The following is a 25,924-nucleotide window of genomic DNA, read 5'->3' on the forward strand; positions in this document are numbered from 1 at the left end:
GACGATCGCGGTATGCCAATAACGGCAACCCCATCCGAGGTTTTCTTGATGTCATCAGACAGCTCAGCCGCCAGCCGGCCGACGCGCGAGCCCTTCCGCCTCCCGCTGCATTGGCTCGGCGCGGCGCCGTTCGCGATCTTCGTCCTGTTGTTCCTGATCATGCCGACGATGCGTATCGTCATCGGCGCCTTCCAGACGCCGGACGGCGGCTTCACGCTGGACAATATCCGCGGGCTGTTCACCACATCGATCCTGTCGGCCTACTGGATCTCGATCAAGATTTCCATCGCCTCGGCCCTGCTCGGCTGCCTGATCGGCTTTGCCGTCGCCTCCGCCGCCGTGCTCGGCGGCCTGCCGAAGTGGATTCGCGGCCCACTGCTGACCTTCTCCGGCGTCGCCTCGAACTTCGCGGGCGTCCCGCTCGCCTTCGCCTTCCTCGCGACCCTCGGCCCGGTCGGTCTCGTCACCGTGTTCCTGCGCACCCAGTTCGGCTTCGACCTGCGCGCCCACGGCTTCAACATCCTGTCCTTCTGGGGTCTGACGGTCACTTACCTCTTTTTCCAGATTCCGCTGATGATCCTCATCATCACGCCCGCGCTCGACGGCCTGAAGCGCGAATGGCGCGAGGCGGCGCAGATTCTCGGCGCGACCAACGCGCAGTACTGGCGCATGGTCGCCTTCCCGATCCTGCTGCCCTCCTTCCTCGGCACGCTGGCCCTGCTCTTCGCCAACGCCTTCGGCGCGGTCGCGACGGCCATCGCGCTCACCGGCTCCTCGCTCTCCATCGTGCCGATCCTGCTCTTCGCGCAGATTCGCGGCGACGTGCTGGGCAATCCCCATCTCGGCTATGCGCTGGCCTTCGGCATGATCGTCGTCACCGGCATCGCCAACACGATCTACATCTGGCTGCGCGCGCGCAGCGAAAGGTGGCTGAAATGAAAAAGCTCTGGGCCTGGGGCGCCCTCCTCTTCGGGCTGCTCTACTTCATCCTGCCGCTGCTCGGCATGACCAACTTCTCCCTGAAGATGCGCCGCGGCGTCTATTCGCTGGACGCCTACGCCGTCGTGCTCGGCGACCCGCGCTTCCAGGAGACCTTCACCTATTCGGTGATGATGGCGCTCGCCACCATCGCTTTCGGCGTGCTGCTTGTCGTGCCCACCGCCTATTGGGTGCGCCTCAAGCTGCCGGGCCTTCGCCCCTATGTCGAGTTCATCACGCTCCTGCCGCTGGTCATCCCGGCCATCGTCATCGTCTTCGGCTATATCCGCCTCTACAACACGTCGAGCTGGCTGCCGCTGACCGGCTCGATCACCGGCACCAACATCCTGCTGATGTTCGGCTATTCGATGCTGGCCTTGCCCTACATGTACCGCGCCGTCGATACGGGCCTGCGCTCCATCGACATCGCCACGCTGACGGAAGCCGCCCAGAGCCTCGGCGCAGGCTGGATGACCATCCTCGCCCGCATCATCCTGCCGAACGTGCTGGTCGCGGTGCTTTCCGGCGCATTCCTGACCTTCGCCATCGTCATCGGCGAGTTCACCATGGCCGCCCTCCTCAACCGTCCGGCCTTCGGCCCCTACATGCAGCTTCTCGGCGCAAACCGCGCCTATGAGCCGGCTGCGCTCGCGGTCATGTCCTTCGCCTTGACCTGGGGCTGCCTCGGCCTGATCCAGCTTGTTTCCCGCTTCCAGAAGGGCGCGCAAAGCCCCGCCTAAGGACCATTCATGAGCTTCCTGACCCTCACCAGCATCCAGAAGTCCTTCGGCCCCGTGCAGGTCGTCAAGGATTTCAACATGTCCATCGAAAAGGGCGAGTTCATCTCGTTCCTCGGACCTTCGGGCTGCGGCAAGACGACCATCCTGCGCATGATCGCCGGCTTCGAGACGCCCTCGGGCGGCGCGATCAGCATCGACGGCAAGAGCCAGGCGAACCTTCGCCCCAACCAGCGCAATATCGGCATGGTCTTCCAGGCCTATGCGCTCTTCCCGAACATGAACGTCGCGGAAAACGTCGCCTTCGGCCTCAAGGTCGCCGGCCGGCCGAAAGCCGAGATCGACGCGCGCGTCAAGGAAATGCTCGGCCTCATCAAGCTCGATCACCTCGCCGACCGCTACCCCTACCAGATGTCCGGCGGCCAGCAGCAGCGCGTGGCGCTCGCCCGCGCGCTCGCCCCCAAGCCGCAGGTCCTCCTCCTCGACGAACCGCTCTCGGCCCTCGACGCCAAGATCCGCGTATCGCTGCGCGAGGAAATCCGCATGATCCAGCAGCAGCTCGGCATCACCACGGTCTTCGTCACGCACGACCAGGAAGAGGCGCTGTCGATCTCCGACCGCATCGTCGTCATGAATGCTGGCAAGGCCGACCAGATCGGCACGCCCGCCGACATCTACAACCGCCCCGCCACCCGCTTCGTCGCCGGCTTCGTCGGCACGCTGAACCTCATCGAGGCCAAAGTGGTCGATGCCGCTTCCAACCGCGTGACGATCGGCGACCAGGGCGTGACGCTGCGCGAATCGCTCGGCAATGCGAAGGCCGGCGACACGGTTTCGCTGGCGCTGCGCCCCGAGGCCGGCTCCATCGCCGCCGACGCCAAGGGCGACACGGCGCTTTCCGGCGAGGTCGTCTCGTCGAACTTCCTCGGCTCCGTCATCCGCACGCGCATGAAGGTCGGCGGCAGCGTCATTTCCTTCGACATGTTCAACAGCCCCGGCCTCGTGCCGCCGGCCGTCGGAGAAACGGTCACGCTGCGCTTCACCGCCGGCGATCTTCTCGTCATCCACGACTGAACCGTTCCAGACCTTGCGAGAGGTTTGGAAAAATCTGTCGTGAATTCTCTCTTTTGCGTCGCCCGCGGATTTGATCCGCGGGCGATTGCCGTTTAGTCTCCCATCGTTCTCAGGGCGGGGTGAAACTCCCCACCGGCGGTATCCGGAGCGATCCGGCAGCCCGCGAGCGCCTTCCGTAAGGAAGGGTCAGCAGATCCGGTGCGAAGCCGGAGCCGACGGTTACAGTCCGGATGGAAGAGAGCAAGCAGGAAGGCCCGCCGTCACCGGCGGCGTCCCTCCTTGCGTGTTCGCCCAAGGGACCCGTTGAAAAATGGCTCAACCCTTGAAAGGCCAAGACATATGAACGCCAATGCCACCCCCGCCGCCCGTATCGCCGTCATCCGTGCCCGCTGGCACGCCGGCATCGTCGACCAGGCGGTTACGTCCTTCATCGCCGAATGGCAGGCCCTCGGCGGTCGCTCGGAAGACATCGACGTGATCGACGTACCGGGCGCCCTCGAAATCCCGCTTCAGGCCCAGCTTCTGGCGAAGACCGGCCGCTACTCCGCCATCCTCGGCGTCGCGCTCGTCGTCGACGGCGGCATCTACCGCCACGACTTCGTCGCCGGCACCGTCGTCGACGCCATCGTGCGCGTCGGCCTCGATACGAACGTGCCGGTGCTCTCGGCCGTGCTGACGCCGCACAACTTCCAGGAATCGGAAGCCCATATCGCCTTCTTCCGCGATCACTTCGTCATCAAGGGCAAGGAAGCCGCCCATGCGGCCCGGCAGATTCTCGATGCGCGGGCACAGGTGGCGCTGGTGTCTGCCCGTTGAATCGATAGGTGAGCGGCCGGAATCGATCCGCAAGGACGAGGCCACAACCTCTTGAAAAGACTCCTGGAAGCCCGGCAGCGATGCCGGGCTTTCGCCGTTTCAGGCCTGCAGGTTCTTCAGGTAGATCGACAGCAATTGTATCTGCGAGGAGATGCCGAGCTTGCGGTACACATTGCGCCGATGCACCTTCACCGTGCCCGTCGAGATATCGAGCCGCAGCCCGATCGATTCCGAGGAATGCCCCTGCAGCACCAGCTCGATGATCGAGGCTTCGCGGTCGGTGAGGTTGAGCTTGCGCCAGACCTTGTCCGCCGCGCTCACCGGCTCGTTGCGCCGGCCGCGCCCCTGCCCCGTCTCGGCAAAACGCTCGGCAAGGCCGCTCCAGGCGCGGCGCACGAAGGCGGCGACGAAGGGTTCGGCATCGGTGAGCAGGCCGAATTCGCCGGCCGGGAAGACGCCCGTCTTCTCCCGCCGCATCAGCGAAACCACCACCGTCACCCCGTCCTGCGTCGGCACGAAGAAGCCCAGCTCCTCGGCAAGCCGGGTCTGCGAATAGTAGCTGCGGTAATATTCGCTGGAGAAGAAACGGTCCGGCGCAAGCTCGCGCATGCGCAGCACGCCCGAACGCCCGGCCCGCGCCGTGTGGTAGAACGGGTCGAGGAGATACGGCCCCGCCTGATAGAGGCTGACGAAGACATTGTAGTCGTCCGCATCGAAGGTGCTGAACAGGTCGATGGGCCGCGCCTTGTCGCGGTAGGCGAAGACGACCATGCCGTCGAAGCGCACCAGCGCGCGCATCATCGCCAGCAGGGTCTCGCCGGCCTGCCGGTCGGAGCGCTCCGTTTCCCCGGTCCAGTCGGCGAGCGCCCGGAAAAATGCCGTGAAATCGACCCGCATGGCGTTGCTCCCCGATTCCCGCGACGCCCCCTCATGTGCCGCCGCCGGGATATACTCCTTCCACAGTCGATTTACGGATAAAATACCTCTCTCGGGGTATATACCAACCCGGCGGCGGCTGACTAGCATTCCGCTCGACGGTGGCTAAAGCGGCGCAAGATCGCTTCAACGCAACAACCGCAGGGAACAGACGTGACATCCGCCCCAACGAACGACATCGAGTTCCGTTCGGTGACCAAGCGCTATGGCGCGGTGACCGCGGTCTCAGACATAAACCTGACCGTGCCGAAAGGCGCGTTCGTCGCCCTGCTCGGCCCCTCCGGCTGCGGCAAGACGACCTGCCTTCGCATGATCGGCGGCTTCGAGCAGCCGAGCGAGGGCGAGGTGCTGATCGCCGGCAAGGTGGCCAATGGCGTGCCGGCCTATCGCCGACCGGTCAACATGGTCTTCCAGCAATATGCGCTCTTCCCGCATTTCGACGTGGAGAAGAACGTCGCCTATGGCCTCAAGCAGCTTCGCCCGAAGCTGCCGGCGGCGGAGATATCCCGCCGCGTCGGCGAGGCGCTGGAGATGGTGCGCCTTTCGGGCTTCGCCAAGCGCCGCATCCATGAAATGTCCGGCGGCCAGCAGCAGCGCGTGGCGCTCGCCCGCGCACTCGTCAACAAGCCGTCCGTGCTTCTTCTCGACGAGCCGCTGGCGGCCCTCGACAAGAAGCTGCGCACCGCCATGCAGATCGAGTTGCAGACGCTCCAGCGCGATCTCGGCATCACCTTCGTGCTCGTCACCCACGACCAGGAGGAGGCGCTGTCGATGAGCGACCTCGTCTGCGTGATGAGCGCCGGCCGCATCCGCCAGCTTGCGACGCCGCAGGAGGTCTACGACCGTCCCGCCGATCTCTTCGTCGCCGATTTCGTCGGCAAGACGAACCGCTTCGACGGCACGCTGGAGGCCGGCGGCACCGTGCGGCTCGGCAACGGCGCGGCCCTGCCCGCCCCGCGCGGCGATCTCAAACCGGGCGCCGTCACCGTGGCGCTGCGCCCGGAGGCGATCCGCCTTGCCCGTGGCGGCGCGGGAACGGCGACGCTGGAAGGCACCGTCACCCATCGCATCTTCCTCGGCTCGGCGGCAGAATATTCCATCGCCGTCGACGGCCTCGGCGACCTGCTCGTCACGGCCGAACGCCAGACGCAGAACGACCTCGTCGCGCCGGGCGAACGGGTCGCGATCAGCTTCGATCCCGGTACAGCGCATATCTTTCCAGCCTGAGGGGAAACAGGCCCCAAACAACAACAAGGGAACAGCGTCATGTCGAAATGGTTCAGAGAGAATGCCCCGATCAGCGCCCGTGAACTGACGGACGAATTCCAGCGGCTGAAGCGCGGTTCGGTCACGCGCCGCCACTTCCTCGGGGTCTCCGGCCTCGGCCTTGCCGCCGCCGTCCTCGCCCGCCAGCCCGGCCTCTTCAATTCCGCGGCCTATGCGCAGCAGGAAGACCTCGGCACCTCCATGTCGCTCGCCACCTGGCCGAACTACCACGACCCGGCGACCTTCGAAGCCTTCACGGCCAAGACGGGCGTCGCCGTCGAGGTCAACGTCTTCGGTTCGAACGAGGAGATGCTGGCCAAGCTCCAGGCCGGCGGTACCGGCTGGGACCTGTTCGTGCCCACCAACTACACGATCTCCACCTATGCCGGCCTCGGCCTGATCGATCCGCTCGACCTGTCCAAGGTGCCGAATTTCGACCCCAAGACCCAGAACACCCGCTTCACCAACGAAGGCACGGTGGACGGCAAGGTCTATGCGCTGCCGAAGAACTGGGGCACGACGGGCATCGCCTTCAACTCCGACAAGGTCAAGTCGAAGGTCACGAGCTGGAAGGAGTTCTTCGAGGTCGCCATGACCGAGGCCGACGGCCGCGCCATGGTGCATGACTACCAGCTCACCACCATCGGCAACGCCCTCGTCTCGCTCGGCTTCTCCTTCAACTCGATCAAGCCCGAGGAACTCGCCAAGGCCGAGGAACTGCTGATCAAGGTCAAGCCGCACCTCTACGCCATCAACAGCGACTACCAGCCCTCCATGCGCTCCACCGATGCCTGGATGACCATGTGCTGGACGAACGACGGCGCGCAGCTCAACCGCGACATGCCGGAAATCCAGTTCACGCTCGGCACCGACGGCGGCGAGATCTGGTCGGACTTCTACGCCGTGCCGACCAGCGCCACCAACAAGCCGGCCGGCTATGCCCTGCTCAACTTCCTGATGGACCCGCAGAATGCGGTGAAGGAGCACATCGCCAACGGCGCGCCGACCACCGACAGCCGCGTCTTCGCCCTGCTGCCGGCCGAGATCACCAGCAACAGGATCGTCTATCCGGAAGAAGCCGCGCTGACGCCGCTGGAATTCGGCGCAGCGGTGACGCTGACCGACCCGGCTCGCGCGGAACTGATGGCGCGCTTCAAGTCGGCCTGACGGTCAACGCCCCTCATCCGGCTGCCGCCACCTTCTCCCCGCAAGCGGGGAGAAGGGACCCGGAGTATCGTCATCTTTCCCTTTCCAATGGGGCAAGGCGCAGCCACGCATATCCTTCTCCCCGCTTGCGGGGAGAAGGTGGCCGGCAGGCCGGATGAGGGGCGACCCTCACAGTATTCGCAACAGGACCAACGCAATGCCCCTGACGACGACGGCAAAGAAACGGCTGGTGACGGCGGCGCTGCTTGCGCCGGCCTCCGTATGGCTGTTCGTCTTCCTCGTGCTGCCCTTCATCGCCATGATGGTCTTCTCCGTCGGCGAGCGCGGACCGGCGGGCGGCTATCAGGCGGCCTTCACCTTCGCGCAATACGCCAACCTGCCGGCCCGCGCCGCCGCCTACTGGAACACGCTGATGCTCGCGCCGGCCGGCGCCTTCCTCTGCCTGCTGGTGGCCTATCCCACGGCCTATTACCTCGCCGTCAAGGCCGCGCCGCGCCACCGGCTGCTGCTGGTCTCGCTGGTCGTCGTGCCGTTCTGGACGAGCCTTCTCGTGCGTACCTATGCCTGGATGTTCATCCTCGGCTCGCGCGGCATCCCGAGCCTCCTCGACATGATCGGCATCGAAGACGTGCGCCTGCTCAACACGCCGGGCGCGGTTCTGCTCGGCATCGTCTACGGCTATCTGCCGCTGATGATCATGCCGATCTATGTCAGCCTCGAAAAGCTCGACCGCCGCCTGCTGGAAGCCTCGGCCGACCTCGGCGCGAAGCCGGCCTCCACCTTCTTCTCCGTCACCCTGCCGCTCTCCCTGCCGGGGGTCATGACGGGCGTCGCGCTCGTCACGATCCTGCTGCTCGGCGAATATCTCATTCCGCAGCTTCTCGGCGGCGGCAAGGTCTTCTTCATCGGCAACGCGCTGGTCGACCTCTTCCTGCAATCGCGCAACTGGCCCTTCGGCTCGGCCATCGCCGTCACGCTGGTCGCCATCGTCGTCGTGGTGCTGACGGTCGCCATGCGCATCGCCTGGAAAGTCTCCGGCACGAGACAGGTGGACCTCGTCTGATGCGCGCGCTGATAACCTCCGTCTACCTGTTCCTCTATGCGCCCATCGCGCTGGTCGTGCTGTTCTCGTTCAATGCGGGGCGCAGCGCCAGCGAGTTCACCGGCTTCTCGACGCAATGGTACGGCAAGGCGCTCGCCAATCCGTTCCTCGTCACGGCGCTGCAGAACAGCCTGATCATCGCCCTGACCAGCGCCACGCTCGCCGCCGTCTTCGGCACCATGGCCGCCCTCGGCCTCGAACGGCTCGGCAGCCGCGCCCGCCTCCTCTTCGACGGCCTGCTTGCCGCCGCCATCGTCGTGCCGGGCGTCGTCATCGGCATCGCGACGCTGGTGGCGCTGGTCGCCGTCTTCGGTGCGGTCAATCCCGCCATCGCCGCCCTCTGGCCGGGCGACAAGCCGCCGCAGCTCGGCCTCGGCTACGGCTCGATCATCGCCGCGCACGGCCTCTTCACGATGGCGCTCGTGACGATGATCGTGAAGGCGCGCATCGCCACGCTCGGGCGCGATATCGTCGAGGCCTCGGCAGACCTCTACGCCACGCCCCTCACCACCTTCCGCGATATCGTGCTGCCGCAGATATTGCCCTCGGTGCTGGCCGGCTTCCTGCTCGCCTTCACCTTCTCCTTCGACGATTTCATCGTCGCCTTCTTCGTCGCCGGCTCCAAGACGACGCTGCCGATCTACGTCTTCGCCTCGATCCGCCGCGGCGTGACGCCGGAGGTCAACGCCATCGCCACCATGGTTCTGGTCGCCTCGCTCTTCCTCATCCTCGTCGCCCGCATCCTCATGCGGGAAAAGACGAAAAAATCGCCTGCCGGAGAATGAAATGATCCTGAAGAACCGTGTCGCCATCGTCACAGGGGCAGGCTCCGGCATCGGCCGGGCCGGTGCGCGCATCATGGCCCGCGAGGGCGCGACCGTCTGCGTCGCCGACCGCGACGAGGCCCGGGCCGGTGAGACGGTCGATCTCATCCGCGCCGATGGCGGCACCGCCGAGGCAGTCGTCCTCGACGTCACCGACGACGTGGAGCTGAAGGTGGCGATTGCTGGCGTGCTTTCCCGCCACGGCCGCATCGACATCCTGCACAATCATGCGGGCGCGCAGGTCGCCGGCGATCTCGAAGACGTATCCCTCGACGGCCTCGACCTTTCCTGGAACCTCAATGTGCGCGCCCACCTCATGGCCGCACGCCTCGTCATGCCCGCCATGAAGGCGCAGGGAAAAGGCGTCATCCTCAACACCTCCTCCTCCTCCGGCGTGCTCTACGACCGCGAGATGATCGCCTATACGACCACCAAGCACGCCGTCATCGCCATGACGAAGCAGATCGCCGGCGACTACGCCCGCCACGGCATCCGCGTCAACGCACTCTGCCCCGGCTGGGTCGACACGCCCTTCAACGCCCCCTTCATCGACCAGATGGGCGGGCGCGGGGCCATCGAGGGCTATATAAGGGAAAAGGTGCCCATGGGCCGCTGGGCGGATGTGGAGGAGATCGCCGAGCCGATCCTCTTCCTCGTTTCCGACCGGTCAAGCTACATGACCGGCCAGATTCTCGTGGTCGACGGCGGCGAAACCGTCGTCTAGTTCTGCTCAGCGCAATTCCGGCCGCAAAACCGCATTACACTTTTGCTAGAATTGCTCAGACCGACTCCAGCCCGCCCTGATGCACGACGATGCGCGCGTGATAGGGCACGCGCTTGTAGAGATCGAGCACATCCTGGTTGATGAGGCGGACGCAGCCCGACGACGTCGCCTTGCCGATGGACTTCCAGTCCGGCGAGCCGTGCAGGCGATAAAGCGTATCCTTGCCGCCCTGGTGGATATATAGAGCGCGCGCGCCGAGCGGGTTCTTGATGCCCGGCTCCATGCCGCCGTTCTCGACCGAGTATTTCGCAAGGCTCGGCTGGCGCTTGATCATGTCGGCCGGCACCTTCCAGCGCGGCCAGGGCTGACGCCACTGGATCACGCCCTCGCCTTCCCAGGCAAAGCCGTCGCGGCCGATGCCGACGCCGTAGCGCATCGCCGTGCCGCCCGGCTCCACCACATAGAGGAAGCGCGAGGCCGTATCGACGACCACCGTGCCCGCCGGCTCGCCGGTCGGGTCCGTCACGCGCTGGCGGTAATATTTCGGGTCGATCTCCTGATAGGGGATAGCCGGGATGACATGGCCGCCATCCTCGACGGCGGCGTAGCGCGCCGCCAGCTCCTCGACCGTCGCCGGCACGATGGGATAGCTGACCTTCTGAGGGATGGGGGCATTCTTGACCGACGTTTCCGTGGTTGCGCATCCCGCAAGCGTCGCGGCAGCACCGAGGAGGAAAGCTCTGCGCGACAATGTGCACACCGTAGGCATTCTCGAAACATACTCCAGTGAAAGAACGGATTGAGGCCGATGGCTAGCCAAAGCCGGAAGGGGCTGGCAAGAAGCGAGGGCATCACATCTTCGGCATCCACCGCTCGTTCCTTGCGAGCGATGCAAAGCGGCCACGCCCGAACCACATCGAGGAAGGAACACGATGGCGCCTGTGGAAATCGACCTCACCCATGTCCGTGAATTCCCCGATCAGCAAAGCTTCCATCGCTGGCTCTCGGAAAACCACGCCGTGGCGCCGGAGGTCTGGATCAAGGTGCACAAGCGCAGCTCCGGTCTCAAGTCCATCAATCCCGAAGAAGCGATAGAGGTCGTGCTGTGCTGGGGCTGGATCGACGGCATCCGCAAGGGGCTGGACGAGAAGAGCTTTTTCCAGCGCTACAGCCCGCGTGGGCGAAAAAGCGTCTGGAGCAAGAAGAACGTCGAGACGGTCGGCCGGCTGATCGCCGATGGCCGCATGACGGAGCACGGCCTGAAACAGGTGGAGGCCGCAAAGGCGGACGGCCGCTGGGACAAGGCCTATGGCAGCGGCAAGGACCTTAAGATACCGCCGGACCTGCAAGCCGCCATAGACGCGGAGCCGGCCGCCGCCGAAATGCTCGGCAGGCTGACGGAGCAGAACCGCTTCGCCCTCGCCTTCCGCATCCACAATCTGAAGACGGACGCGGCGCGCAGGCGGAAGATCGAGACCTTCGTGGAAATGTTGAAAAAGGGCGAGACGATCTACCCGCAGAAGCGGAAATAGACCGTCTCCCGCCCAATCAGGACTGGCCGTTCAGCCAGTTGTGCCAGTCGTTCACGCTGCCGGAGAAGACGTTGAGGTCGATCCTGCCCTCGACGCCATGCGACAGGCCCGAGCCGGAATACTGCCAGAACAGCCAGCGGCGGTTCGGATAGCGCTTGGAGGGATGCGCGGCGACCGAGCGCAACCAGAAGGGATATTCCTTCAGCTCGCCGGAGAGGTTGTCCTCATAGAAGTCCGGTGCGGTATAGATGATCGGCCGCTTGCCGTAGTGCCGTTCCAGCATCTCGGCGAAGACGCGGATCTTCTCGACGTATTTTTCACGCGACAGGCGCTTCTTGCAGGCGGAATCGCCATTGTATTCGGCATCGATGACCGGCGGCAGCGCGTCGGGATCGCGCGGCACGTTGCGAATGAACCATTCGGCCTGCGAGCTTGCGACGCGGCACCAGTAGAAGAAGTGGTAGGCGCCCCGCTTGATGCCCGCCTCCTTGGCCCGGCGCCAGTTCTTCTGGAACATCGGGTCGAGATGGTCGCCGCCATCGGTGGCCTTGATGAAGGCGAAGTTGGCGCCCTGCGTGCGCAGCTTCATCCAGTCGATATCGCCCTGCCAGCGCGAAACGTCGACGCCATGCACCTGATAGTGCTTCGGCGCGCGCTTGCCGAAATTGATCGGATGGGCATCGCGGAACTGCTGGCTGTAGACGCGCGAGCGCTTGCCGAGGCGCTGGGTCGGCATCTCGGCCATTGTCGCGGCATCGGCGGGACGCTCGGAAGGAACCGCGGACTGCTTCGTCACCGTCTCGAAGACATGACTATCGGGCACCGGCCCGGCCCAGGCGAGCATTTCCTGCGCGCCCTCCGTCCTGACCTGCCCTTCGCCGACCGCCACCTCGGGAACAGGCCCGCCGCCCTTGGCGACGGAACTCGTGGTCTCGCGCGAAGGCTTGACCGCCAACACCGTTTCCGGGGTCGCACTCGACGCGCAGCCAGCCAGGCAGGCGCAGCCGAGAAGGATCGCTGTAAGGACCGAAAGACGCATAGGCACTCGCACGCAAAACAAACCGAAGCCCCGCCCTTTCGACACACGGACGGAATTACTAACGGAAGATTACCGCGAAATGTTAAATACAATCTTTACGGCCGACCGCGACATTTCAGGTACTTAGCCGGAGACCTTCAAGCGTCGCCCGTCCTGACATGGCCAATGCCCTTCTTTGCAATCTCCTCGAAGGACTCCTCGTAGCCCGCATCCGCATAGCGGATCACGCCAAGCGAGGTATCGTTGGTGAGCGCATGTTCCAGCCGCTCCGCCCCCGCTGCCGTGCCATCGGCCACCAGCGTCACGCCGCAACTCGTCATATAGCCCGCATAGCCGCCGCCGCCGGAATGGACGACGACGAGGTCGGCCATCGAGGAGCAAAGCAGCATGGCGTCGAGCAGCGGCCAGTCGGCGATGGCGTCCGAACCGTCCTTCATGCGCTCCGTCATGATGTTGGGATGCGCCATGGCCCCGGCATCGAGATGATCGCGCGAGAAGGCGATCGGCCCTTTCAGCTCGCCCGCCGCGACCAGCGTGTTGACGGCAAGCGCCAGCTCCGTGCGCTCGCCATGGCCGAGCCAGGCGATGCGCGCCGGCAGCCCCTCGAAGGGAATGTTTTCACGTGCGAGGCGGATCCAGTTGGTGACGATCCTATTGTCCGGGAACATCTCCAGCACGAGGTCGTCGATGCGGGCGATATCGCTCTCCTCGCCGGACAGCGCCATCCAGCGGAACGGGCCGATGGCCCGCGAGAAGAGCGGGCGCAGATAGGCCTCGGTGAAGATCGGGATATCGAAGGCATTGCCAACGCCGCCTTCCCGCGCCTGCGTGCGGATGAGGTTGCCGTTGTCGAAGACCTCGGAACCCATCTTCTGGAAGTCCAGCATGGCCGAGACATGCTCGACGATGGAAGCACGGCTTGCCGCCATCAACTGCCCCTGCCCGTCGTCGCGCAGACCCTTCACCTGATCGAGGCTCATGCCCTTCGGCACATAGCCGTAAACGAGGTCGTGCGCCGAGGTCTGGTCGGTGACGATATCCGGCACGATGCCGCGCCGGGCGATCTCCGGGTAGATTTCCGCCGCATTGCCGACGAGGCCGATAGAGGTTGCGCGCTTCTCCTTCACCGCTTCATCGATCATCGCCAGCGCCGTATCGAGGTCAGGCGCGACATGCTCCAGATAGCCGACAGCCTTGCGCTTGGCGGCCCGTTCGGGATCGATATCGACGCAGAGGATCGCCGCGCCCGCCATGCGGCCGGCCAGCGGCTGCGCGCCGCCCATGCCGCCGAGGCCGGCGGTCAGGATGAAGCGGCCCGCAAGGCTGCCGCCGAAGCGCTTTTCCGCGATGCGCATGAAGATTTCATAGGTGCCCTGAATGACCCCCTGGCTGCCGATATACTGCCATGCGCCCGCCGTCAGCCCGCCCCAGCAGATCAGCCCCTTGCGCTGAAGCTCATAAAACACCTCGGACTTCGCCCATTGCCCGACGATATTGCAGTTCGCCATGATAACGAGCGGAGCCTTGGCGTGAGTCTTCAGCAGGCCCACCGGCTTGCCGGACTGGATGACCAGCGTCTGGTCCTCCTCCATTTCCGTCAGCGCCTTGACGATGGCCCTATGCGCCGCCCAGTTGCGCGCCGCCTTCCCGAGCGCGGCATAGACGATCAGGTTGTCCGGGTCCTCGCCGACAGACAGAACGTTCTCCAGAAGACGCAGCAGCGCCTCTTGCCGCCAGCCCTTGGCGCGCAGCACGTCGCCGCTCGGGATCGGATAGTTCGGGTGGCGCGGATTGGGCTTCGGCATGGGGTATCCCTCTTGCAAAAAATCGTTTTACTTCGGCGGCAGCGTATCGACGAAAGCGATGGCCTCGGAAATCAGGCGGCGGCGCAGGGCCTCGTCGGCGCAGGCCTCAGGCGAGGCGCGCACCCAGCCCTCCATGGCCCGCTCGCCCATCACCATCGGCGCGATGCCGTCAATGGCGAGCGCCCAGGCATCGTTGCCCTTGCCGAGGCGCGCCAGCATGCCCTCCCTGCGCGCACCGCAGAGAAGGTGCCCGTCGAGCAGCCAGGCCAACCCGCCGAACATCGGCTTTTCCGAAAGCCCCGCGCGAAGGCCGAGATCGGCGCGGACGATGTCTTCCAGTTCCCTGTCCCGTGCCATCGCCCGCCTCCGGTCATCTGGCCAGGGCGTAGCTGGCGAGATCGATCCCCATCGCCTTCTCCACCGAGGGATAGACGGTCGGATCGAGCACGCTCGACGCCAGCGGAATAATCGTCTTCGGCACATGCAGCACGAAGATCTTCATGCCGACTTCGAGCTGCCCGACGCTGAGCGGCTCGCCCTCGGGCGAGAGCGTGGTGATGACATCCGGGAAGGTGGCGAGACGTTTGCCCTCGGCCGATTCCACCGCCATATATTCATTCATGACGTGCAGCACCGACGCGCCGCCGCCCGTGCCGAGCGTCACCGTGCCGATATCGAAGGCCTCTTTGGTATAAACCACGGACTTGTCCGTGATCGTGCCCTCGGAAAGGATCGCACCGCCCGTCGTCTTGACGATGGCGTCGATGATCGCCGAACCGCCCTTACCCTCCGCCGCGATGATCGCCTCGCCGAGCGTCAAGGCCAGCGAGATGCCACCGAGCGCCGCGTTCCGGCGCACATAGGACGCGCGCAACGGGTTGCGGCAGGAGGCGATGAAGCCGCCGGACATATCCGAAGCCGTGCGCAGGATCGGCGAGACCTTCGCCGTCGCGCCGCGCACGACGAGTTCTATGTAACGGTTCTCGTCACGATTGCCGCCGACCGCCGTCTGGATCATCTGTTCCGGCGAGCCGGCCATGCCGATGGAACCCATGTCGCCGGTCGGGTGCGCGCGCATGTCGCCGACCGCGTCCAGCACCTTCGTGCCGAGGATGGCGGAGGGCAGCCAGCCGTTCAGCGTCGAGGATTTGCCGTTCTGCCCCACCATCAGCGCGGCGACTTTCTCGCCCAGCGCCTCCTGCAGAAGCTCCACCGCCTTCACGTAGTCCACGCCGCGCATCTCCCAGGGCGTGGTCGAGGCCGGCGCGCCGATGGCCGCCGCCGTCGCCACCCAGTCGTCATCGGAAAGCTCGTCGATGGAGACCAGTTCCGGCTTGCCGATGGAGACCGCCGCATAGCCGAGCATGCGCCCGTGATCGGCCCATCCGCCGCCGCCGGCCGCATAGACCGAGCCGCCCTTGACCGCCGCCTCGACGTCTTTTTCCTTTAAAATCCGGCCCATCACGCGCCCTCCTGAATCACATCCTGAAGTTTTTCGTCCAGTTGAATCACTGCATTAAGAAGCACAGCCGCGCCGAGCGCGATATCGTCGATCTCGGCGAATTCCTTCGGCGCATGGCTGCGCCCGCCAAGGCACGGCACAAAGATCATCGCCGCCCGAGTCACCTTGGCCATGAAGGCCGTGTCGTGCCCCGCGCCCGACGCCATGCGCCGATGGCTCGCGCCGGCCGCATCGCAGGCGGCGTCCAGCACGTCCAGCACCAGCGGGTCGCCCGGCGTCGGCATGTTGTCGGAGATGCGGCGCGGCGCGGCGATGTTCGTACCGGTCTCGCGCGAAATTTCCGCCGCAAGCCGCTCGACGGAGGCGGCGAAGACATCCATCGCCGTGCGCTCTTCCGCCCGCGCATCGATCAGCAGGCGCGCCCGCGACGGCACGACATTGGCTGCATTCGGCTCGATGGAGAACTCGCCCACCGTCGCCGTGAAGTGTGCCGGCCCCGCCGAAAGCGATTTCGCCAAAGCCTCGATGCCGCTCACCAGCCGCACGGCGGCGGCGAGCGCATCGGCGCGGCTGCCCATCGGGGTCGTCCCGGCATGGTCCGCCCGGCCCTCGACGATGATCTCGATGCGCGTGATCCCGGCAATCGCCGTCACCACGCCGATATCCAGCCTCTCCGTCTCCAGCACCGGCCCCTGCTCGATATGCAGTTCGAGGAAGGCCGCAATGTCTCTGCGCGCCTCGGCCACGATCCGCGCCGGATCGCCGCCCACATCGCGGATGCCCTGCTCCAGCGTCAGCCCGCCGCTCTGCCGCGACAGCCAGTCCTCCGGCAGCACGCCCGCCATGCCGCGGCTGCCGATGCAGGAGACGCCGAAGATCGAGACTTCCTCGGCGAGGAAGTCCACCACCTCAAGATCATGGTCGAGTTCGATGCCCCGGTCGGCCAGCGCCCGCGCCACTTCCAGCGCCACCGCGACGCCGGCGATGCCGTCATAGCGCCCGCCGTCCGGCACCGTATCGGAATGCGAACCGAGCATGATCGTGCCGAGGCCCGGCTTCCTGCCCGGCCGCCGCGCGACGAGATTGCCGGCGGCGTCCACGCGCGTTTCCAGCCCCGCCGCCTTGAATTTTTCATCGAGAAACGTCCGCCCTGCCGGAAACAAAGCGGTGAAGGCCCGCCGCGTATAGGGCCGGCCGGGTTCGGTGATCCGGGCGAGGCCGTCGATCACATCCGCGATGCGGGCCGGATCGACCGGCAGGTTGGTCTGGCTGCTCATCGGACGGCGCTTCCGGCCACGAGCGTCGGCAGGGGCCGCACGAAAGCGCCGGTGCCCGGCTCGGCAAGCACCGCCCTGCCATCGAAGACGAGCCGGCCGCGCAGATACGTGGCCGAGACACGCCATGGCAGGCGAATGCCGTTATAGGGGGACCAGCCGACGACGTTATGGCCGCTCGCCGTCGCGTCATAGGTATAGGGTTCGGGCGTCAGCACGATGATGTCGGCATCCTTGCCGGCCTCCAGCGCGCCCTTCGCGTGATCCAGCCGGAAATGCCGTGCCGGGTTCAGCGTCATCAGCTCGGCCGCGCGCGTCAGCGGAATGCCGCGCTCCAGCGCGCCCTTGACGAAAAGCGGCACCATGACCTCCAGCCCCGGCACGCCGGAGGCATTGGCCAGCATGTCCGCATTGGTCTTGCGATCCTCCGACCAACTCACATGGTCGGTGGAAACCAGCGTGACATTACCCGCCGCGACATGCCGCCAGAGCTTTTCCACCTCGGCGCGCGGGCGGATCGGCGGGTTGATCTTCGCCTTGCCGCCGAGCCGGGCGACATCGTTCTCCTCGTCCAGCGTCAGGTAATGGATGCAGCACTCGATGGTCGCGCGGTGCCCCTGCGCCCGGTAGGCGGCGGCGATCTCGTAGCCACGGCCGAGCGAGCAATGCACCACATGCGCCGGGCACCCCGTCTCAGCGCCCGTCTCGTAAATCTGGTTGGAGGCCAGCAGCTCCGTCAGCGGCGGCCGCGACAGGCCGTGCGCGCGATAGTCGGTGATACCCGCCGCCTTCACCTTGGCGATGGCAGCCCGCACCGCCTCGTCGTCCTCGTTGTGCGCGCCGGCCGTCAGCCCCGTCGGGGCGATGGCGCGGAAGCAATCTTCCAACAGCGCGGCCGGAATGCGCGGAAAGCGCTTCGGGTCCGTGCCGAAGGTGGAAAACTTGAAGGCCGCGACGCCCGCCTCCACCATCTCGCCGATGCGCGCCGGCCCCTCCTCGGGATCGACGGTGCCATAGAGCGCGAAATCCACCCGCGCCTGCGGCGAGGCGTGATCGACCTTGATTTTCACCGCCTCGGCCGAGCAGACGAGGTTGCCCTCGTCATAGGGCATGTCGACGATGGTCGTGACGCCGCCGGCCGCCGCCGAGCGCGTCGACCAGATGAAATCCTCCTGATTCTTCTGCGAGAGCGAATGGACCTGCGCATCGATGGCGCCGGGCAGGATCAGCGCGCCGGAGAGGTCGTGCCGCTCCTTGGCCGCGGGCATCGCGCCCTGGCCGACATGCGCCACCTTGCCGTCACGCACCGCCACATGCCCGCCCTCCACGATGCGGTCGGCAAGCACCACGGTGCCTTTCAGAACGAGATCGAAATCGGCCATTGCGGCTCTCCGTCAGGGCTTGAGGGCGAAGAAGGCGTCGAAATCCGCCATGGGCGCGGCCTCGACGAAGGCGGCGAGCGCCTCGGGGCTGGCAAGATCGCGGTCGAGCGCCTCGATCTCGGCGGAAAGCGGCCGGTCCTTGCGGTAGAACGGGCTGATCGCCCGCGTGCGCTGATAGGCGATGGCCGCCACGCCCTCGACATTATCGCCGGCAAGGTCGACGGCCTGGGCGGACAGCATGGCCTCCAGCGCGGCCATCTGGCGAAGGTCGCGCACCTGGCTTTCCATGCGCTCGACGATAAGCGGCAGGAAGGTCGCCTCCTCCTCCAGTCCGCCGGCAACGACGATGGACTGCGCCGAGATCGGCACCGCGAGCGACTGGATGCGCATGTAGAGTTCGACGGCAAGCTTCAGCAGCGGTCCGAAACCCGTCGCCGCCTCGCCGGGCGCGACGAGATTGACCGGCAGGTTGCGCCTGACCCCATTGGACAGTAGCACGCAGCGGTTCAGCACATTGCGGGCAAGATGCGCAAACCCCGTCTGCGCCGCCTCCACATAGAGCGTGGTGGAGAGCGGCAGCGACCCGCCCGAAGCCATCACGTGATCGTCCATCACGACCGGATTGTCATCCGACTGCGCCGTCGCCTCGACGATGCGCTCGGCCGCGTTCATCAGCGTATCGAGGCAGGCGCCGAAGACCTGCGCGGTCATGCGCAGGCTCAGCGGATCGTGGATCGCCGAGGGTGTCGGCCAATGGCCGGATTCCGCCTGCGCCTCGAACCAGCGGCCGGCCATCGCCTCGCCATGGGCCGACAGGCGGGAGGCCACTCGCCACGGATCGGCGGACGCGCCGAGCGCCAGCGAGGAGAGAACGCCCGTCACCATCAGGTTGCGGATTGCCTTTGCCGCCTCGCGCACCACATTGGCCGCCGCCGCATGGGAGATGGCGTTGACGCTGAGCGCGGCCAGCGCATCGCGCGGCTGCATCCGGTAGGGCGTCAGGCCGGCGCGCTTCAGCGCCTCCGTCGCCGGCAGGCGCTCGCCGCCGTACCAGGCCTCGCCCTCGCCCGTCAGCACCGCCGCGACCTGTCCCATCAGGCCGATATCGGCGCAGCCCATGGAACCGTGCCGCCGCACGACCGGCACGACGTCCCGCTCCAGCAGCGAAAGGAGGGCGTCGATCAGCTCCGGGCTGCAACCGGAATACCCGCCGAGCGCCGTGTTGACGCGGATCGCGATCGCCTTGCGCACGATGGGCAGCGTGAAGGGTTCGCCGGTGCCGAAGTGATGCGCCCTGACGAGGCTGTTGTTGAACTCGACGAGATCGTCCGCCGTCCAGAGCTTGTCCTTCATCGAACCGACGCCGGTATTGGCGCCGTAGATCGGCAGGCCCGTCGCCAGCCGGTCGGTGACGATACGGCGCGCCGTGCCGACCCGGCCCATGCCCATCTCGCAGGCCACCGGCCGCCGCGCACCGCTGCCGATGGCCTCCAGCGTGGCGAAATCCAGCGGTTGGCCGGTGAGATAGAGCGTATCGGCGGTAGCGAGCATGTTTCGAAAAGCCTGTCTGAAAGCCGTTCCAGGAAAGACGAACGGTCCCGTTCGCATTTGCAGGAAAACCGAGGGCGGATGTTATGCGGAACACGGCGCGAACGTATATCCCAAAATCCATACGGATTATGCTATAAGCCGAACAGACGCCGAAAACCGAAAGCCCCGCCCGTGGATCTATCCACCCTTTGCCTTGTGCATGGCATTCTCGAAGAACGCGGCATCCGCAGGGCGGCAGCGCTGGCGAACCGCCCCGCCTCCAGTGCCAGCGCCGCGCTGCGCCGGGTCGAAGCCGCTCTCTCCGTGCCTCTGGTGCGCCGCGACGGACAGGCGCTCGTCCCCACGCTGGAGGCGGAAGCCCGCCTGCCGCAGCTTGGCGAGATCGCCCGCGCCACCTCCGCTCTCGCCGCGCTCGGTGAAGGCCGGAATGCGACATCCGCCATTTCGCTCGCCGCCCTCGCCCGCTTCGCAGCGGCGGCAAGGACAGGCAGCATCAACGCCGCCGCCAAAAGCCTCGGCCTCGGCCAGCCGCAGCTCACCCGCCAGCTCAGCAAGCTGGAGGCCTCACTCGGCTGCACGCTGCTCGATCGTTCGGCCAAGGGCATAAGCTGCACGGCCGCAGGCCTTGAAGCGCTTGCGCTGGCCGAGCGCATCGCCGCAGCCTGGGATGCCCTCTCGGCCGCCTCCGCCGAGCGTTTCCGCCGCAGCGCCGCCACCTGGCGGCTCGGCACGGTCATACCCTTCGGCCACGAGAGCGAGATCGCGGCGATGCTCGCGCGCCTCGCCGTCGAGTGGCGCGCAGCCCGCCCACGCCAGCCGCTTTTCCTCTCCTCCACCACCGCGGACGAACTCGTCTCGGGCCTCAAGAATCGCCGCTTCGACCTCATTCTACTCGATACGGACCGCTACCCTGCCGAATTCGACGGCCGGCTGATCGGCCGTTCGCAGCTCGCCCTCGCCGGCCCCCGGCATCTGGACAGATCGCAGGATTTCGCCGCGCTCCTGCACAGCCACCCCATCGCCGTGCCCAGCCCCCGCAGTGGCCTTAGGCAGATGACGGATCGATTTCTGGAGGCGACACTGTCATCGGCGGAGCGCGCCCGCCTGACGCTGGTCGAGGTGGACTCAATCCCCGTCATCATCAATCTCGTGCTGGATCACGGCCATCTTTCGATCCTGCCGGAACACTCGGTCGCCAATATCAGCCCGCCGCCGACCCTGCTGCCGCTCGATGCCGCCTACCAGCAATCCCTGAGCCTCGTCTGGCCGCGCGACGCCCTCTCCCGGCAGGCGGCGGACACCATCATCGCCCTCCTTTCGAGACCTTAGCCCTTCGCCCCGGCCCGCAGCCGCCGCCGGGTCTCCGTCGGGCTTTCATGGTAATGCGCACGGTAACTGCGGGAGAAGGCGGAAGAAGAGTTGAAGCCTGTGAGCGCGGCGATGTCGGCGAACTCCGCCTTGGTCTCGATCACCTTGCGCCGGGCGGCATTGAGGCGCAGCGCCAGATAATGATGGTGCGGCGCGACGCCCATCGATTCCTGGAAGAGATCCTGGAGGTGGCGCGCGCTGATGCCGACGCGACGGGCGAGCCGCGCCAGCGTCAAAGGCGCGTCCACCGTCTCCTCCATCAGCCGCACCGCCTGGCTGACGCGCTGGTCGGCGACGCGCATGTTGCCGAGCGCCGGCACCTGCAGCAGGCCGCCGGTGCGCTCGTGCTCGTAGATGAAGAGCCGTGAGACCTCCAGCGCCAGCGAATAGCCCTGCCGGCGGCGGATGATCTCCAGCATCAGGTCGAGTGTCGGCAGGGAACCGCCGGTCGTGATGCGCTTGCCGTCGATGACATAGCGCTCACGCATCACCGTGATCTGCGGATAGCGGGAAGCGAATTCCTCCATGTCCTCCCAGTGAATCGTCACGGAATGGCCGTCGAGCAGGCTCGCCTCGGCGAGCAGCCAGCTTCCCGATTCGATGCCGGCCATCATGCTGCGATGGCGCGCCGTCTGCGAAAGCTGGCGCCGCAACAGAGGCGTCGCACTCATCTGCCATTGATAGCTGGACAAGACGAAGAGCGGCGCGGTCTCCCGCTCCGGCAGGAACACACCGTCGACGGGCACCGGAATGCGGCTGCGCGTCTCGATGGGCGCACCGTCCGGCGAGAAGATGCGCCAGCGATAGAGGTCCTGGCCGGAGATGCGATTGGCGGCGCGAAGCGGCTCGATGACCGAGGCGACGAGGATGAGGTTCGTCTCGGGCAGCACCAGAATATCGATGTCGAGCGTATCGGCGGAAGGGTCCAGCATGGCGGGAGCATGGCCGCCCATTTCTCGAATTGTCAAGAATGGATCCGAAAAGTGAAAGCATTACGCCTTCTCTTGGCTCGTAATGGTCCCAACGAGAATACCGGGAGAACGACAATGCCCTTAGCCATGAATCGTGACGTCTTCATCACCTGCGCCGTCACCGGCTCCGGCGACACCGCCGGCAAATCCCCCCACGTTCCGCGCTCGCCCAAGCAGATCGCCGAATCGGCCATCGAGGCGGCGAAGGCCGGCGCGGCCGTCGTGCATTGCCATGTGCGCGATCCGGAAACCGGCGCGCCGAGCCGCCGCAACGATCTTTACCGCGAAGTGACCGAGCGCATCCGCGACGCCGAAGTGGACGTCGTGCTGAACCTCACCGCCGGCATGGGCGGCGACATGATCTTCGGCAACACCGAGCAGCCGCTTCCGCTCAATCCCGTCGGCACCGACATGGTGGGCGCCACCGAGCGCGTTTCCCACGTCGCCGAATGTCTGCCGGAAATCTGCACGCTCGATTGCGGCACGATGAACTTCTCGCTCGGCGACTACGTGATGACCAACACGCCCTCCATGCTGCGCGCCATGGGCCGGATGATGACGGACCTCGGCGTTCGCCCCGAGATCGAAGCCTTCGACACCGGCCATCTCTGGTTCGCCAAGCAGCTTGTCGAGGAAGGCGTCATCGAGGATCCGGTGCTCATCCAGCTCTGCATGGGCATTCCGTGGGGCGCGCCGGACGACCTCAACACCTTCATGGCGATGGTCAACAACGTGCCCGCCAACTGGACCTTCTCGGCCTTCTCCATCGGCCGCAACGCCATGGCCTATCCGGCAGCAGCCGTGCTTGCCGGCGGCAATGTCCGCGTCGGCCTGGAAGACAACCTCTATGTCGGCAAGGGCCAGCTCGCCACCAACGCGCAGCTCGTCGACAAGGCCGTCACCATCATCGAAAGCATGGGCGCCCGCGTCATCGGCCCGGCCGAAGTGCGCGAGAAGCTGAAGCTGACGAAGCGCGCACCGCGCGGCTGATCATTTGAGGTTGCCCCTCCCTAACCCTCTCCCCGCAAGCGGGGAGAGGGTCGCAGCAGCCGGATCAGGGCAGCGACACCCGCATAAAAACGATTGAGGGAACACATGAGCACCATCAACAAGGCAGCCTGCGTCGGCGGCGGCGTCATCGGCGGGGCATGGGTCGCGCGCTTCGCGCTGGCCGGCATCGACGTCAAGGTCTTCGACCCGCATCCGGAAGCCGAGCGCATCATCGGCGAAGTCATGGCCAATGCCGAGCGCGCCTATGGCATGCTCACCATGGCTCCCCTGCCGCCGAAGGGCAAGGTCACCTTCTGCAAGAGCATCGAAGACGCCGTACAAGACGCTGACTGGATTCAGGAAAGCGTGCCCGAGCGCCTCGAACTGAAGCGCGGCGTCCTCACCCAGATTGACGCGGCCGCAAAGCCCGACGCCCTGATCGGCTCCTCCACGTCGGGCCTCATGCCGACCGATCTGCAGCGCGACATGAAACACCCCGAACGCCTGTTCGTCGCGCATCCCTACAACCCCGTCTACCTGCTACCGCTCGCCGAACTCGTCGGCGGCCAGAAGACGTCGCGCGCCGTTCTCGAAGACGCCAAGGCAAAGCTCGCCCCCATCGGCATGAAGGGCGTGATCATCAACAAGGAGATCGAGGCTTTCGTCGGCGACCGCCTGCTCGAAGCCGTCTGGCGCGAAGGCCTCTGGCTGATCAAGGACGACATCTGCGATACCGAAACGCTCGACGACGTGATCCGCTATTCCTTCGGCATGCGCTGGGCGCAGATGGGCATGTTCGAGACCTACCGCATCGCCGGGGGCGAAGCGGGCATGCGCCACTTCCTCGCCCAGTTCGGCCCCTGCCTCTCCTGGCCCTGGACCAAGCTCACCGATGTCGTCGATCTCAACGACGAACTGGTGGAGAAGATCGCGAACCAGTCCGACGCCCAGTCGGGTGCGCGCGGCATTCGCGAACTGGAGCGCATCCGCGACCAGAACCTCGTCGGCATCATGCATGCGCTGAAGGCCGGCGACGAGGGTCGCGGCTGGGGTTCGGGCAAGCTGCTCGCCGAATTCGAGGCGCATCTTTGGGCCAAGGCCGGCAAGGCGAAGGTCGAAGTCTCCTCGAGCGAACCGCTCCGCCTCGTCGACACCAAGGTCAACGCCGCCTGGGTCGATTATAACGGCCACATGACCGAGCACCGCTACCTCCAGCTCTTCGGCGATACGTCCGACGCGCTGCTGCGTCTCATCGGCGTCGATTTCGCCTATGTCGAGGCCGGCCACAGCTACTACACGGTGGAAACCCACATCCGCCATCTCGGCGAAGGCAAGCTCGGACAGGCGCTCTACACGACGCTCCAGCTCCTCTCCTCCGACAAGAAGCGGCTCCACTTCTTCACCCGCATTCACGATGCGGCGACCGGCGACGTCATCGCGACGGCGGAACAGATGATGGTGCATGTGGACAGCAAGGCCGGCAAGAGCGTCGACGCGCCGGCCGAGGTGCTGGCGAAGATCGCGCCGATTGCCGAAGCCCATGCCAAGCTGGCAACGCCGGAAGGCGCGGGTCGCAGCGTCGGGCAGCGGAAAGCGAACTGAGGCCCCCTCACCCTGGCCCTCTCCCCGCAAGCGGGGAGAGGGAACCTGCCCAAAGCAGGCTTGGAAATGGAGGAAATCGGCGCGGCATATCCCTTCTCCCCGTTCACGGGGAGAAGGTGGCGGCAGCCGGATGAGGGGCAAACCGAAACGAGGGGAATACCATGAATTTCGCACTCACCGACGAACAGCAGATGATCGTGGACACGGTCCGCTCCTTCGTCGAAACGGAAATCTATCCGCATGAAAACGAAGTCGAGCGCACCGGCCATGTGCCGCCGGAACTCGGCCAGGAAATCGCGCGCAAGTGCAAGGAGATCGGTTTCTTCGGCTGCAATATGCCGGAAGAGGTCGGCGGCGCGGGCCTCGACCACACGTCCTTCACACTGGTCGAGCGCGAGCTTGGTCGCGGCTCGATGGCGCTGACGGTCTTCTTCGGCCGCCCCTCCGGCATCCTGATGGCCTGCAACGACGAGCAGCGCGAACGCTACCTGCTGCCCGCCGTCAGCGGTGAAAAATTCGACGCGCTCGCCATGACCGAACCGGACGCCGGCTCGGACGTGCGCGGCATGAAGTGCTTCGCCCGCAAGGATGGCGACGACTGGGTCGTCAACGGCACCAAGCATTTCATCAGCCACGCCAACATCGCCGATTTCGTCATCGTCTTCATCGCGACCGGCGAGGAGGACACGCCGCGCGGCAAGAAGAAGCTCATCACCTGCTTCCTTGTCGACCGCGGCACGCCGGGCTTCGAAATCCGCGAGGGCTACAACTCGGTCTCCCATCGCGGCTACAAGAACTGCATCCTCAATTTCGACGAATGCCGCCTGCCCTCCGCCCAGATTCTCGGCGAAGTCCACAAGGGCTTCGACATCGCCAACGACTGGCTCTACGCAACGCGCCTCACCGTCGCCGCCACCTCCGTCGGCCGCGCCCGCCGCGCCTTCGACTATGCGCTGAACTATGCCGCCGAGCGCAAACAGTTCGGCAAGCCCATCGGCGCGAACCAGGGCGTCTCCTTCAAGCTCGCCGACATGATCACCGAGATCGACGCCGCCGACCTCCTGACGCTCTCGGCCGCCTGGCGGCTCGACCAGGGCCTGCCGTCGAACCGCGAGATCGCCTCGGCAAAAGTCTACGCCACGGAAATGCTCTCCCGCGTCACCGACGAGGCGATCCAGATCTTCGGCGGCATGGGTCTGATGGACGACCTGCCGCTCGCCCGCTTCTGGCGCGACGCCCGCGTCGAGCGCATCTGGGACGGCACGTCGGAAATCCAGCGGCACATCATCAGCCGCGACCTGCTCAGGCCGCTGGGAGCGTAACC

The 25,924-nt window shown here is 65.9% G+C and carries 24 protein-coding genes and 1 riboswitch; of the genes, 14 read left to right on the top strand and 10 right to left on the bottom strand.

Features of this window, described 5'->3' with window-relative positions; translation table 11 throughout:
- Positions 1 to 48 precede the first annotated feature (48 nt).
- From K8M09_RS10720 to K8M09_RS10735, 4 genes are all read left to right on the top strand, one after another.
- On the top strand, positions 49 to 939 hold the full coding sequence (locus K8M09_RS10720) for an ABC transporter permease (RefSeq protein WP_160786069.1): 891 nt from the start codon (positions 49 to 51) through the stop codon (positions 937 to 939).
- On the top strand, positions 936 to 1,718 hold the full coding sequence (locus tag K8M09_RS10725) for an ABC transporter permease (RefSeq protein WP_160786070.1): 783 nt from the start codon (positions 936 to 938) through the stop codon (positions 1,716 to 1,718). Before K8M09_RS10720 ends, K8M09_RS10725 begins: the two co-directional genes overlap by 4 nt.
- Before the next feature lie 9 nt (positions 1,719 to 1,727).
- Complete coding sequence (locus tag K8M09_RS10730; protein WP_160786071.1) at positions 1,728 to 2,789, top strand: ABC transporter ATP-binding protein; 1,062 nt, start codon at positions 1,728 to 1,730, stop codon at positions 2,787 to 2,789.
- Between the two features lie 101 nt (positions 2,790 to 2,890).
- Positions 2,891 to 3,035: riboswitch (FMN riboswitch) on the top strand.
- Positions 3,036 to 3,128: 93 nt separating this feature from the next.
- Positions 3,129 to 3,605: a 6,7-dimethyl-8-ribityllumazine synthase gene (locus K8M09_RS10735; protein ID WP_160786072.1), complete on the top strand. Its 477-nt coding sequence runs from the start codon at positions 3,129 to 3,131 to the stop codon at positions 3,603 to 3,605.
- A gap of 99 nt (positions 3,606 to 3,704) precedes the next feature.
- Here the strand turns inward: K8M09_RS10735 and K8M09_RS10740 are convergent, their stop codons facing one another.
- Positions 3,705 to 4,502: a helix-turn-helix transcriptional regulator gene (locus K8M09_RS10740; RefSeq protein ID WP_160786073.1), complete on the bottom strand. Its 798-nt coding sequence runs from the start codon at positions 4,500 to 4,502 to the stop codon at positions 3,705 to 3,707.
- A 192-nt stretch (positions 4,503 to 4,694) separates the two neighbouring features.
- Here K8M09_RS10740 and K8M09_RS10745 point away from each other — a divergent pair, with 192 nt between their 5' ends.
- From K8M09_RS10745 to K8M09_RS10765, 5 genes are all read left to right on the top strand, one after another.
- Positions 4,695 to 5,768: an ABC transporter ATP-binding protein gene (locus K8M09_RS10745; protein ID WP_160786074.1), complete on the top strand. Its 1,074-nt coding sequence runs from the start codon at positions 4,695 to 4,697 to the stop codon at positions 5,766 to 5,768.
- Positions 5,769 to 5,807: 39 nt separating this feature from the next.
- Positions 5,808 to 6,974 carry a polyamine ABC transporter substrate-binding protein gene (locus K8M09_RS10750; RefSeq protein ID WP_160786075.1) on the top strand — a complete coding sequence of 389 codons (1,167 nt, stop codon included), beginning with the start codon at positions 5,808 to 5,810 and terminating at the stop codon, positions 6,972 to 6,974.
- Between the two features lie 196 nt (positions 6,975 to 7,170).
- On the top strand, positions 7,171 to 8,037 hold the full coding sequence (locus tag K8M09_RS10755) for an ABC transporter permease (RefSeq protein ID WP_160786076.1): 867 nt from the start codon (positions 7,171 to 7,173) through the stop codon (positions 8,035 to 8,037).
- Entirely contained in the window at positions 8,037 to 8,861 is an 825-nt protein-coding gene (locus tag K8M09_RS10760) for an ABC transporter permease (protein WP_160786077.1), read from the top strand. Before K8M09_RS10755 ends, K8M09_RS10760 begins: the two co-directional genes overlap by 1 nt.
- Before the next feature lies 1 nt (position 8,862).
- On the top strand, positions 8,863 to 9,624 hold the full coding sequence (locus K8M09_RS10765) for an SDR family NAD(P)-dependent oxidoreductase (protein ID WP_160786078.1): 762 nt from the start codon (positions 8,863 to 8,865) through the stop codon (positions 9,622 to 9,624).
- Positions 9,625 to 9,679: 55 nt separating this feature from the next.
- On the opposite strand, the gene K8M09_RS10770 is transcribed toward K8M09_RS10765, so the two are convergent.
- A complete protein-coding gene (locus K8M09_RS10770) occupies positions 9,680 to 10,393 on the bottom strand; it encodes a L,D-transpeptidase (protein WP_160786079.1) in 714 nt (237 codons plus the stop codon).
- Positions 10,394 to 10,556: 163 nt separating this feature from the next.
- Between K8M09_RS10770 and K8M09_RS10775 the strand changes: the two genes are divergently transcribed.
- A complete protein-coding gene (locus K8M09_RS10775; protein ID WP_160786080.1) occupies positions 10,557 to 11,156 on the top strand; it encodes a YdeI/OmpD-associated family protein in 600 nt (199 codons plus the stop codon).
- Between the two features lie 16 nt (positions 11,157 to 11,172).
- Here the strand turns inward: K8M09_RS10775 and K8M09_RS10780 are convergent, their stop codons facing one another.
- The 7 genes from K8M09_RS10780 to K8M09_RS10810 form a co-directional block, all read right to left on the bottom strand.
- Positions 11,173 to 12,195 carry a glycoside hydrolase family 25 protein gene (locus K8M09_RS10780; RefSeq protein ID WP_160786081.1) on the bottom strand — a complete coding sequence of 341 codons (1,023 nt, stop codon included), beginning with the start codon at positions 12,193 to 12,195 and terminating at the stop codon, positions 11,173 to 11,175.
- A gap of 137 nt (positions 12,196 to 12,332) precedes the next feature.
- Positions 12,333 to 14,000, bottom strand: coding sequence for a urocanate hydratase (locus tag K8M09_RS10785; RefSeq protein ID WP_160786082.1), 1,668 nt, complete (start codon positions 13,998 to 14,000; stop codon positions 12,333 to 12,335).
- Positions 14,001 to 14,027: 27 nt separating this feature from the next.
- Entirely contained in the window at positions 14,028 to 14,357 is a 330-nt protein-coding gene (locus K8M09_RS10790; protein ID WP_160786083.1) for a TfoX/Sxy family protein, read from the bottom strand.
- A gap of 13 nt (positions 14,358 to 14,370) precedes the next feature.
- The gene (locus K8M09_RS10795; protein WP_160786084.1) at positions 14,371 to 15,462 is read right to left on the bottom strand and encodes a DUF917 domain-containing protein; all 1,092 of its coding nucleotides are present in this window, start codon (positions 15,460 to 15,462) and stop codon (positions 14,371 to 14,373) included.
- The gene (locus K8M09_RS10800; protein WP_160786085.1) at positions 15,462 to 16,739 is read right to left on the bottom strand and encodes a Zn-dependent hydrolase; all 1,278 of its coding nucleotides are present in this window, start codon (positions 16,737 to 16,739) and stop codon (positions 15,462 to 15,464) included. The genes K8M09_RS10795 and K8M09_RS10800 overlap by 1 nt, the downstream gene beginning before the upstream one ends.
- Positions 16,736 to 18,118 (bottom strand): dihydroorotase, encoded by a 1,383-nt coding sequence (locus K8M09_RS10805; protein ID WP_160786086.1) that lies wholly within the window; start codon positions 18,116 to 18,118, stop codon positions 16,736 to 16,738. Before K8M09_RS10805 ends, K8M09_RS10800 begins: the two co-directional genes overlap by 4 nt.
- 12 nt (positions 18,119 to 18,130) lie before the next feature.
- Entirely contained in the window at positions 18,131 to 19,669 is a 1,539-nt protein-coding gene (locus K8M09_RS10810) for an aromatic amino acid lyase (RefSeq protein WP_160786087.1), read from the bottom strand.
- A gap of 171 nt (positions 19,670 to 19,840) precedes the next feature.
- Between K8M09_RS10810 and K8M09_RS10815 the strand changes: the two genes are divergently transcribed.
- Positions 19,841 to 20,998, top strand: a complete 1,158-nt coding sequence (locus K8M09_RS10815) for a LysR family transcriptional regulator (RefSeq protein WP_160786088.1) — start codon at positions 19,841 to 19,843, stop codon at positions 20,996 to 20,998.
- Here the strand turns inward: K8M09_RS10815 and K8M09_RS10820 are convergent.
- Positions 20,995 to 21,969, bottom strand: coding sequence for a GlxA family transcriptional regulator (locus tag K8M09_RS10820; RefSeq protein WP_160786104.1), 975 nt, complete (start codon positions 21,967 to 21,969; stop codon positions 20,995 to 20,997). The genes K8M09_RS10815 and K8M09_RS10820 overlap by 4 nt on opposite strands.
- A 114-nt stretch (positions 21,970 to 22,083) precedes the next feature.
- On the opposite strand from K8M09_RS10820, the gene K8M09_RS10825 reads away from it, so the two are divergent.
- The 3 genes from K8M09_RS10825 (at position 22,084) to K8M09_RS10835 (ending at position 25,922) form a co-directional block, all read left to right on the top strand.
- Complete coding sequence (locus tag K8M09_RS10825; protein WP_160786089.1) at positions 22,084 to 22,998, top strand: BKACE family enzyme; 915 nt, start codon at positions 22,084 to 22,086, stop codon at positions 22,996 to 22,998.
- Between the two features lie 105 nt (positions 22,999 to 23,103).
- Positions 23,104 to 24,600 (top strand): carnitine 3-dehydrogenase, encoded by a 1,497-nt coding sequence (locus K8M09_RS10830; RefSeq protein ID WP_160786090.1) that lies wholly within the window; start codon positions 23,104 to 23,106, stop codon positions 24,598 to 24,600.
- Between the two features lie 161 nt (positions 24,601 to 24,761).
- Positions 24,762 to 25,922: an acyl-CoA dehydrogenase family protein gene (locus K8M09_RS10835; protein WP_160786091.1), complete on the top strand. Its 1,161-nt coding sequence runs from the start codon at positions 24,762 to 24,764 to the stop codon at positions 25,920 to 25,922.
- Positions 25,923 to 25,924 lie beyond the last annotated feature (2 nt).

The sequence above is a fragment of the Shinella zoogloeoides genome (genome assembly GCF_020883495.1).
Lineage (GTDB): Bacteria > Pseudomonadota > Alphaproteobacteria > Rhizobiales > Rhizobiaceae > Shinella > Shinella zoogloeoides.

Bases quoted from the DNA above. Each gene is read 5' to 3' on its own strand.
- K8M09_RS10825 (WP_160786089.1), top strand. From the start codon at position 22,084: ATGCCCTTAGCCATGAATCGTGACGTCTTCATCACCTGCGCCGTCACC.
- K8M09_RS10720 (WP_160786069.1), top strand. From the start codon at position 49: ATGTCATCAGACAGCTCAGCCGCCAGCCGGCCGACGCGCGAGCCCTTC.
- K8M09_RS10755 (WP_160786076.1), top strand. From the start codon at position 7,171: ATGCCCCTGACGACGACGGCAAAGAAACGGCTGGTGACGGCGGCGCTG.
- K8M09_RS10760 (WP_160786077.1), top strand. From the start codon at position 8,037: ATGCGCGCGCTGATAACCTCCGTCTACCTGTTCCTCTATGCGCCCATC.
- K8M09_RS10785 (WP_160786082.1), bottom strand. From the start codon at position 14,000: ATGCCGAAGCCCAATCCGCGCCACCCGAACTATCCGATCCCGAGCGGC.
- K8M09_RS10835 (WP_160786091.1), top strand. From the start codon at position 24,762: ATGAATTTCGCACTCACCGACGAACAGCAGATGATCGTGGACACGGTC.
- K8M09_RS10790 (WP_160786083.1), bottom strand. From the start codon at position 14,357: ATGGCACGGGACAGGGAACTGGAAGACATCGTCCGCGCCGATCTCGGC.
- K8M09_RS10770 (WP_160786079.1), bottom strand. From the start codon at position 10,393: ATGCCTACGGTGTGCACATTGTCGCGCAGAGCTTTCCTCCTCGGTGCT.
- K8M09_RS10735 (WP_160786072.1), top strand. From the start codon at position 3,129: ATGAACGCCAATGCCACCCCCGCCGCCCGTATCGCCGTCATCCGTGCC.
- K8M09_RS10750 (WP_160786075.1), top strand. From the start codon at position 5,808: ATGTCGAAATGGTTCAGAGAGAATGCCCCGATCAGCGCCCGTGAACTG.
- K8M09_RS10830 (WP_160786090.1), top strand. From the start codon at position 23,104: ATGAGCACCATCAACAAGGCAGCCTGCGTCGGCGGCGGCGTCATCGGC.
- K8M09_RS10800 (WP_160786085.1), bottom strand. From the start codon at position 16,739: ATGAGCAGCCAGACCAACCTGCCGGTCGATCCGGCCCGCATCGCGGAT.
- K8M09_RS10725 (WP_160786070.1), top strand. From the start codon at position 936: ATGAAAAAGCTCTGGGCCTGGGGCGCCCTCCTCTTCGGGCTGCTCTAC.
- K8M09_RS10740 (WP_160786073.1), bottom strand. From the start codon at position 4,502: ATGCGGGTCGATTTCACGGCATTTTTCCGGGCGCTCGCCGACTGGACC.
- K8M09_RS10820 (WP_160786104.1), bottom strand. From the start codon at position 21,969: ATGCTGGACCCTTCCGCCGATACGCTCGACATCGATATTCTGGTGCTG.
- K8M09_RS10805 (WP_160786086.1), bottom strand. From the start codon at position 18,118: ATGGCCGATTTCGATCTCGTTCTGAAAGGCACCGTGGTGCTTGCCGAC.
- K8M09_RS10765 (WP_160786078.1), top strand. From the start codon at position 8,863: ATGATCCTGAAGAACCGTGTCGCCATCGTCACAGGGGCAGGCTCCGGC.
- K8M09_RS10780 (WP_160786081.1), bottom strand. From the start codon at position 12,195: ATGCGTCTTTCGGTCCTTACAGCGATCCTTCTCGGCTGCGCCTGCCTG.
- K8M09_RS10730 (WP_160786071.1), top strand. From the start codon at position 1,728: ATGAGCTTCCTGACCCTCACCAGCATCCAGAAGTCCTTCGGCCCCGTG.
- K8M09_RS10810 (WP_160786087.1), bottom strand. From the start codon at position 19,669: ATGCTCGCTACCGCCGATACGCTCTATCTCACCGGCCAACCGCTGGAT.
- K8M09_RS10775 (WP_160786080.1), top strand. From the start codon at position 10,557: ATGGCGCCTGTGGAAATCGACCTCACCCATGTCCGTGAATTCCCCGAT.
- K8M09_RS10795 (WP_160786084.1), bottom strand. From the start codon at position 15,462: ATGGGCCGGATTTTAAAGGAAAAAGACGTCGAGGCGGCGGTCAAGGGC.